Genomic DNA, 7,838 nt, shown 5'->3' on the forward strand with positions numbered 1-7,838 from the left:
GACTGCCTGTCGCACAAAAAAGCCATAAAATGTTATATTCAATGGCTTATTAGTAATATTGGTATATTTTTAGTTTTCTACCTGCTTCAATTTTTCTGCCTGATCTGATGTAATAAGAGCTTCTATCATATCTTCTATTTCTCCCTCCATAAAGCTATCAAGCTTATATAGGGTTACATTTATTCTATGATCTGTTATTCTTCCTTGTGGAAAGTTATAGGTACGGATTCTTTCACTTCTGTCACCTGTTCCCACTTGGCTTTTACGATTTTCTGCTATTTCCGCCTGCTGCTCTTGTATCTTAAGATCTAAAAGACGTGCTTTTAAAATTTTAATTGCCTTTTCCTTGTTTTTAAGCTGTGACTTTTCATCTTGACAGGATACTACTAAACCAGTTGGTAAATGGGTCACCCTTACGGCCGAGTCGGTGGTGTTAACACTTTGACCACCACAGCCCGATGATCTAAAAACATCTATTCTTAAATCATTTGAATTGATTTCAAATTCAACATCATCTACTTCTGGTAGCACAGCCACTGTTGCAGTTGATGTATGTATTCTACCACCAGATTCAGTTGCCGGTATTCTTTGTACCCTATGGGCTCCACTTTCATACTTTAACTTAGAGTATACTCCTTTACCCTTGATCATGAAAATTACTTCTTTATAGCCCCCTACCCCTGTTTCATTCAAGCTCATCATTTCAGTTTTCCAACTATTCTTTTCTGCATATCTAGTATACATTCTAAATAGTTCAGCAGCAAATAAGCCCGCCTCATCTCCACCTGCACCAGCACGAACTTCAACTATAACATTTTTTTCATCGTTTGGGTCTTTAGGTAGCAATAATAGCTTTAAATCATCCTTATAGGCTTCAATTTTTTCCTCCATTTCACTCATTTCCATTTTGGCCATTTCTCTTAGTTCTTCATCGGAGGATTTATCATAGAGTATTTCTTTAGCCCCCTGTAGAGCTTCTTCTGCTTGTTGATATTCCTTATACTTATTAACAATAGGCTCTAAATCAGAATGTTCTTTAACAAGCTTTTTCCATTCATTTTGATTGTTAATAACTTCAGGATCACTGATTTTTTTACTTAAATCAATATATTTTTCTTCTAAGAAAGCTAGTTTATCTAGCATTATTTTTCACCTCAAATAATATTATTTTGCACATTGATATATTATATCACAATCGATTATCATTTACCAATACTGCTGCCTACCTTCCTTTCTAATTTTACCATATTTTTTTAAAAATTATTTATAATTTTTCATATATGTTTTGTGTTTTGATTTGTTTTTTTAGGGTAGATAAAAAATAATGTGTATGATTTATTTTATTTAACAAGGAGGTAAATTCAATTATGTCAAATTATAATGAGCCAGTAGGAGAATTAGATGCACTTACAAGAAACATTTCCAAAGCAATTAGTAGCCTTAAAGAAGAGGTAGAGGCTGTTGATTGGTATAATCAAAGGGTTGCAACAACTAAGGATCCAGAGCTAAGGGCAATTCTAGCCCATAATAGAGATGAAGAAATCGAGCATGCCTGCATGACTTTAGAGTGGCTTCGTAGAAATATGCCAGTATGGGATGAGCAAATGAAAAGCTGCTTATTTAAGGATGGACCTATTGTAGGAGACCATGGAGGCGAAGACGAGGACCACGGTGCACCAGCATCTACAGGTGGATTAAATATCGGAAATCTTAAAAAATAAATGGAGGGAACAAATATGGATATGTTAAAAAGAACTCTTGCTCCATTGACACAGGAAGCATGGAATGAAATTGAAGAAAAAGCAGCTGAAGTGATTAAAACCCATTTATCAGCTAGACAAGTGGTTAAGGTAGACGGCCCAAAGGGTTGGAATTATAATGCTGTACCTAAAGGTCGTCTAGAGCTAATAGAGGAAAAGGATGGCGAGGTATGCAGTGGATTAAACAGTGTACAGCCTCTTGTGGAAACCAGAATAACATTCGAACTAGATCGTTGGGAAATGGACAATATTATCAGAGGTGCTAAGGATGCTGATTTGGCTCCATTAGAAGCAGCAGCAGAAAAAATAGCACTATTTGAAGAAAATGCTATTTATAATGGATACATAGCAGGTAATATTAAGGGACTAGTTGAATCTGCAGGCCATAAGTTTGAATTTGGAAGTGATGCAAATGCTATTATGTCTTCTTTGTCTAAGGGGCTATTAAAGCTAAAGCATTCATATGCAGAGGGTCCATATACTCTAGTAGTTGGTAAAGCTTCTTATGAAAAAATAAACATGGTGGTAAACGGTTATCCTTTAAAAAAGGCAATTGAAGAATTCTTAGGAACAGAAATAGTTTATGCTCCAGCCCTAGAGGGAGCTTTAATGGTTCCCTATGATCATGATGATCTTGAATTTACCATAGGGCAAGATTTCAGTATAGGATATCAAAGCCACGATTCCAGTAAAGTAAAGCTATTTATTACAGAATCCTTTACATTTAGAGTGCTTAATCCAGATATTATAATTCTATTTACGTTATAGTATTATAGATAAGTGCTTTAATATGATATAGTCTAATTAAAATGCTTTAGATAAGAGACGCAAGAAATACTTTCTATGGTATAGTATACATGAGAAGCTGGAGGTTGGAAGCGTGATAAAATGCAAAACTCTCACCTCTAGCTTCTTGAATCCTGCCTCTAATTTCTGTAAAGGTTCTAGGATTTTAAAGCAACGAAAAAAACAGGACTTTTTCATTGGTCTAAGGAAGCCTACAGCTTCCTTTTTTTATTTTAGATGCTTTTCCAGAGATTTTGACACATTATTGCAGGATGAAGAATCAAATGACTTAATACACTTCATGAGTTTAATAATTAGTTCTTGATAGCAATCTTCATTGAACTCTCCGCCTACAAAGCTATTTTTATGCAATAAAGGTTGAAAAAGATCTATTATTGTATTTAAAGCTTCCTCATCACCTTTTTGTGCCTTATTCAATACTTTTCTTAGATTTTTATCATCCACTACTCTCCCTCCGTTCTTAAATAGCCCTTTTATATTTTTTACCCAGTCTTTTCTTTAGCTTATTCAAAGCTGTAATCTTAGTTTTATTAACACCCTGCTTAGAAATGCCTAGTCTTTTAGCTACGTTGGTATCACTTTCATTTAAGATTATACATCTATATATTATTTCTTTTTGTCTTTCAGTAAGGGTAGATATAGCTTCAGTTATCTCTTTTTTATGGGATATTTCGGTGTAATCGTAGTTACCCTCTTCCTCCTCAACAATATCATTTGATTTTACTGTATCCATAATATAATTAACTCTTTTCTCTGAAAAACCAGGGTCAACAACGTCTAAGCTTAACTCCTCATAGTTATACAACTCTTTTTGCTTTTTTTTAATTTGCCAGGCTGTAAATACTATAGTTTTTTTTATGTAGCTATATAAGTAGACCCTGAACACATAGTCATTAAATTTATCAGCAGCAGTATCATTATTGTTAACGTTATCTAAGTTGTCTTTGTTAACCTGTTTTCCACTTTCTTTTTGGCTGTTTACGTAATTAGATACTAACCTATTCATAGTTGTTACCCTCCCTTCACAATTTTTCATATTATACTTATAATTATAAGTCTTTATTATTAAAATATTTGTTGAAACATAATTGTCAACCAAAAAAAGTTATTTTTGTTATATATTTTTATTATAAAGAACATATGTTCGTTTGTATGGGTAAAAAAATAGCACTTTTCTAGTACTCTATTAATAAAATACAATTTCATTTTAAAATGTCAACCAAGGAGTTGGCTTTTTTAATATTTTTGCATTCTTTTATTATTATAATATACATTTCATATATTTTCTAGTTTTTAACACCTATAGGTTTACATTTTTTAAAAATTTATTATTTTAATAATTAATAGTATAAAAGGTGATAGGAGGTGTGACTATGGAGGCTGAAATTCTAAAGCTAGCATCAACTCAAGGATTGTGGGCTGCTCTTTCGGTTTTACTTATTATATATATCCTCAAGGCCCAAGAAAAAAGAGATTTTAAGCAGGAGCAAAGGGAAGAAAAATATCAAGAAATAATATGTAGCTTAACAGATAGGCTAAGCCTTATAGAAGATGTAAATAGAAAGGTCGAAGTGGTGGAAAAGCACATGCTTAGTAAAAAGCTATAAAAGGCATGGCTCAAATGATGGGGCTTATTTCTTAACTAAATGTAAAATTGTAGAGGCAAGCTAACATTAATGGGGGTGCCTCCCCCCACTATTTTTTATCAACTTTAAATGAAATATAAAAGGAAACATATACAATAATTGTTGTTACAATCAAACCAGTAATATTCCAATTTATAATATATTTTATTGTGGTATTAATTATATAGACTCCACAACTATAAAAGCTGCAATGTAAGCGAATTTTTCAGTTTTATTCATACTAACATTCCTTCCATTTAAATATATAATTATATTATTCCAAAATTTACATTTAAATGCAAGTATGCAAAATAATGATCTATTTAACCCATTGACCCTTTACCACTCTATCTAAGCCTGCTAAGTCTTTAACTATTTTAACCTCTGAAAAGCCCTTATCCAGCATTAGGCTAGAGACGGCATTTCCTTGATCATATCCTATTTCAAATAACAGCCATCCGTTATTCTTTAAATATTTAGGGGACTCATTAACTATTTTTCGATAAAAGTCAAGTCCATCTTCTCCTCCATTCAAAGCTAATTCTGGCTCATAGTCCTTTACCTGGGCCGAAAGCTCATTTACAGCTTTAGTGGGTATATAGGGAGGGTTTGAGACAATAAAACAAAGGGTTTCTTCTAAGCCTTTATTTAATAAAGGCTCCAGCAGATTTCCCTCTAAAAAGCTTATCCTTTGTTGTACTCCGTGACTATTGGCATTTTTTTTAGCTATAGTCAATGCTAAAGGCGATATATCTATGGAAATAACAAAGCTATTGGTAATTAGCTTTGCTAGTGATACTGTAATGGCTCCACTGCCAGTACCAATATCTAATATTTTAACATCTGTATTATTATAATAAATGTTATTAAGATTAATAACTTCTTCTACAAGTATCTCTGTATCTCCCCTTGGAATAAGAACTCCTTCTTCAACAAAAAATTCTAACCCCATAAACTCTTGTCGATTAATAATATATTGTATGGGCATTAGCTTTATTCTTTTTTCTACAAGCCCCCAATATCTTCTACAAATTTCCCAGGAAATCTCTCTTTCTGGATAAATGTGTAGTTGAATTCTATCTACACCTAAAACACTACTCAATATTACTTCTGCATCTAATCTAGGTGTATCTATTTGTGACGACTTTAATTTTTCAGTTGCAGATTTTAATATGTCTTCTACAGTAATCAAATTTCCATCTCCTTAAATATGTAAAATATCAAGTTTAACTCTTCAGCATATTATGAAGTCTTTGAACTATCTATTATAGATTTAGTCAACATCTAAATAATCGATTTTTTTAAATATACCACATTTTGCTTTAAATTATAAGCTTTTATAGGTATACTAATATTTCGTAAAATAAAAATTAGATATATTATTCAGTTTTTATAGGACTATATTACTATTTTTTATGGTGTACTTTTGTAATATATGGTAATATATATATAGTGTTTTTATTTAATGAATAGTTGTCGGTTTTTTATATATACATTTTATAATCTCATTTTAGTCTACTTACATAATAGGTGGAAGGAGGCAGTATTTGGTTATGCGTAAAGTATCTGATATCATGAATACAAGCTTTTGCACAGTTGATATTATGGATAGTATTCATAAAATAAAATCAATTTATTGCCAGAAAAAAAAAGAGCACTTTGTATTTCCTGTTAAATGTAGTGATAAAATAGTAGGAATAATCACTGCATATGAATTAATCTGTTGTGATCCCAATAGTCTAGTGGCAGATGCTATGAAGCGCCACAGTATTACCATATCCCCCAATGAATCATTATGGAGGGCTAGAGAAATATTTAATCAACATAAAGAAGAGGAGTACATTATTATAGCCAGCTCAAACGTAGTTTTGGGGGTGCTTACTAAAACAACTCTAATAACAGAAACAAGTAAATATACTGATTTGTTAACAGGGCTGTATCGTGCAGATTATATATACTATAAGGCCAGCAAGCTCATGGAGGCAGGCAACGAGATAACTGTAGTTTTCCTTGATGTGAACGATTTCGGTAAAGTCGATAAGGATTATGGTCATATACATGGAGATATTATTTTAAAGGAAATATCCCAGCTAATTGGTGAGATTTTGCCATCAGATACTTACTTATGTCGTTTTGCAGGTGATGAGTTTCTCTTTGTATCAAGTAGAACTAAGGAGGAAACAATTAAAATAACTAACAATTTGTTGAAAAAGGTAGCAGAGCATACCTTTCATAATAATATAAAAATAACTTTGTCGGCAGGAATTTCTGGTGGAGATAGAAAAAGAAAACGTGATTATGATGTAATAACAACTATTTCTGACTTAATAAATTTAGCAAGCTTAGCTTCTACAAAAGCTAAAAAAGGTAGCAGCTCAATTTATACTTTAGACAGCGATTCTATAGCCTAATATTGTTATTTGTTTTTGACATTATCACTCTCGGAGATATTCCTTTTATTTTTTAGCATGTCTTGCTTTCTATCTACATATAAATTGTTAGATTTGTCTATTGTGGCATAAAAAACATCCCTTATGTCGGTTACACCCATTTTATTCAACTGCTTAAACAACCACTCGGCAGTTAGCTGTTTTTGTTTTAAGTTTTCATATATAATGCTGCCTGTAACAACAATCTCTACAGGCATATCTTGGCTGTTATTTAAAATGTTTAAATCCCCTTTAGTTGCATTTTCTTTTTCTGATACCTTTAGAATACTTAAATCTCCATTAGGCTCAAGTACTCCATATTTTACATCTGATATATTAAACACATCCTTCTTTCTTAACAGTATATTTAAATCCTGTATTGTATAGTGAAATCGTGTTAAGTTCTTTTCTAGTATTTTACCATCCTGTATAACCAGAACTGGTTCTCCCTGTATTACTTTTGATACCAGCCTAACCTTTAAAGTTGCATATGATGCTAAAAAGGTTAAAATACCAAATATTATTAATCCCATAAGATGGTGCCACGTTCTTTGATTTAGATCGGTTGCAAGGGTTGCTGCTATAGATCCAAAGGTAATACCATTAACATACTCATGCATAGTTAACTGTGATACCTGCTGTCTTCCCAATATCCTGGTAAGAAAAAGTATCACACAAAAAGCCAATAATGTCTGTAATATTATTTCAATTATTAATCTCATTTAAGTACCACCTTAGAATAAAGTTAAATAACAGTTGTAATACTATAGTAATAGTAATATAAGACAAATTTCTAAAAAATATACAGGAGGAAATAATTATGCCTACATGGCTACAGGCTATAATAACCTTTGTAATAATAATAATTGGGTTTGCGATTTTATACGTGTTATATAAAAAAAAGCTTATTTAGTATATGTCTTTATTCAACAATGGAAATAGTCTAGTAAGAAGACATAATTAAAAACTAAGAGTTAAGAGTTAAGAGTTAAGAATTATAAATGATAATTGATAATTAAAAGTTGAAAATGGAAAACAAGAAAACATAATTGAAAATTAAAAGTTAAAAATTAAAAATTAGAAATGCAAAACCTAAAAACAAGTAATAGGGATTAGAGAATAAGTTAAAAATGAAAATTAAAAATGAAGAATAAAAAGATATAAGAGATAAAGCAAATAATAAGATATTATTATAGTAAAATATAAATAATTTGAAT

Annotated in this window: 9 protein-coding genes; 4 read left to right on the forward strand and 5 right to left on the reverse strand. The window is 31.4% G+C overall.

Annotation, left to right across the window (positions count from 1 at the left end; all coding sequences use genetic code 11):
* Positions 1 to 69: 69 nt before the first annotated feature.
* Positions 70 to 1,143: a peptide chain release factor 1 gene (gene prfA / locus F8154_RS13885; RefSeq protein ID WP_151862225.1), complete on the reverse strand. Its 1,074-nt coding sequence runs from the start codon at positions 1,141 to 1,143 to the stop codon at positions 70 to 72.
* 224 nt (positions 1,144 to 1,367) lie between these two features.
* Here prfA and F8154_RS13890 point away from each other — a divergent pair, with 224 nt between their 5' ends.
* Positions 1,368 to 1,721 (forward strand): encapsulin-associated ferritin-like protein, encoded by a 354-nt coding sequence (locus tag F8154_RS13890; RefSeq protein ID WP_151862226.1) that lies wholly within the window; start codon positions 1,368 to 1,370, stop codon positions 1,719 to 1,721.
* Positions 1,722 to 1,736: 15 nt separating this feature from the next.
* Positions 1,737 to 2,528, forward strand: a complete 792-nt coding sequence (locus tag F8154_RS13895) for a family 1 encapsulin nanocompartment shell protein (RefSeq protein ID WP_151862227.1) — start codon at positions 1,737 to 1,739, stop codon at positions 2,526 to 2,528.
* 246 nt (positions 2,529 to 2,774) lie between these two features.
* On the opposite strand, the gene F8154_RS13900 is transcribed toward F8154_RS13895, so the two are convergent.
* Positions 2,775 to 3,011, reverse strand: a complete 237-nt coding sequence (locus F8154_RS13900; protein WP_151862228.1) for a helix-turn-helix domain-containing protein — start codon at positions 3,009 to 3,011, stop codon at positions 2,775 to 2,777.
* A 16-nt stretch (positions 3,012 to 3,027) separates the two neighbouring features.
* Positions 3,028 to 3,573: a sigma factor-like helix-turn-helix DNA-binding protein gene (locus F8154_RS13905; protein WP_151862229.1), complete on the reverse strand. Its 546-nt coding sequence runs from the start codon at positions 3,571 to 3,573 to the stop codon at positions 3,028 to 3,030.
* A gap of 367 nt (positions 3,574 to 3,940) precedes the next feature.
* Here F8154_RS13905 and F8154_RS13910 point away from each other — a divergent pair, with 367 nt between their 5' ends.
* A complete protein-coding gene (locus tag F8154_RS13910) occupies positions 3,941 to 4,174 on the forward strand; it encodes a BhlA/UviB family holin-like peptide (protein ID WP_151862230.1) in 234 nt (77 codons plus the stop codon).
* Between the two features lie 337 nt (positions 4,175 to 4,511).
* Here F8154_RS13910 and prmC read toward each other — a convergent pair whose 3' ends face one another.
* Positions 4,512 to 5,384, reverse strand: coding sequence for a peptide chain release factor N(5)-glutamine methyltransferase (gene prmC, locus F8154_RS13915; RefSeq protein ID WP_151862231.1), 873 nt, complete (start codon positions 5,382 to 5,384; stop codon positions 4,512 to 4,514).
* Between the two features lie 361 nt (positions 5,385 to 5,745).
* Between prmC and F8154_RS13920 the strand changes: the two genes are divergently transcribed.
* Positions 5,746 to 6,603, forward strand: a complete 858-nt coding sequence (locus F8154_RS13920) for a diguanylate cyclase domain-containing protein (RefSeq protein WP_151862232.1) — start codon at positions 5,746 to 5,748, stop codon at positions 6,601 to 6,603.
* A 5-nt stretch (positions 6,604 to 6,608) separates the two neighbouring features.
* Here F8154_RS13920 and F8154_RS13925 read toward each other — a convergent pair whose 3' ends face one another.
* Positions 6,609 to 7,343 (reverse strand): DUF421 domain-containing protein, encoded by a 735-nt coding sequence (locus F8154_RS13925; protein WP_151862233.1) that lies wholly within the window; start codon positions 7,341 to 7,343, stop codon positions 6,609 to 6,611.
* Positions 7,344 to 7,838 lie beyond the last annotated feature (495 nt).

This window comes from Alkaliphilus pronyensis, assembly GCF_009017275.1.
Classification (GTDB): domain Bacteria; phylum Bacillota; class Clostridia; order Peptostreptococcales; family Natronincolaceae; genus Alkaliphilus_C; species Alkaliphilus_C pronyensis.

Bases quoted from the DNA above. Each gene is read 5' to 3' on its own strand.
- prfA (WP_151862225.1), bottom strand. From the start codon at position 1,143: ATGCTAGATAAACTAGCTTTCTTAGAAGAAAAATATATTGATTTAAGT.
- F8154_RS13890 (WP_151862226.1), top strand. From the start codon at position 1,368: ATGTCAAATTATAATGAGCCAGTAGGAGAATTAGATGCACTTACAAGA.
- F8154_RS13895 (WP_151862227.1), top strand. From the start codon at position 1,737: ATGGATATGTTAAAAAGAACTCTTGCTCCATTGACACAGGAAGCATGG.
- F8154_RS13905 (WP_151862229.1), bottom strand. From the start codon at position 3,573: ATGAATAGGTTAGTATCTAATTACGTAAACAGCCAAAAAGAAAGTGGA.
- F8154_RS13910 (WP_151862230.1), top strand. From the start codon at position 3,941: ATGGAGGCTGAAATTCTAAAGCTAGCATCAACTCAAGGATTGTGGGCT.
- F8154_RS13920 (WP_151862232.1), top strand. From the start codon at position 5,746: ATGCGTAAAGTATCTGATATCATGAATACAAGCTTTTGCACAGTTGAT.
- F8154_RS13925 (WP_151862233.1), bottom strand. From the start codon at position 7,343: ATGAGATTAATAATTGAAATAATATTACAGACATTATTGGCTTTTTGT.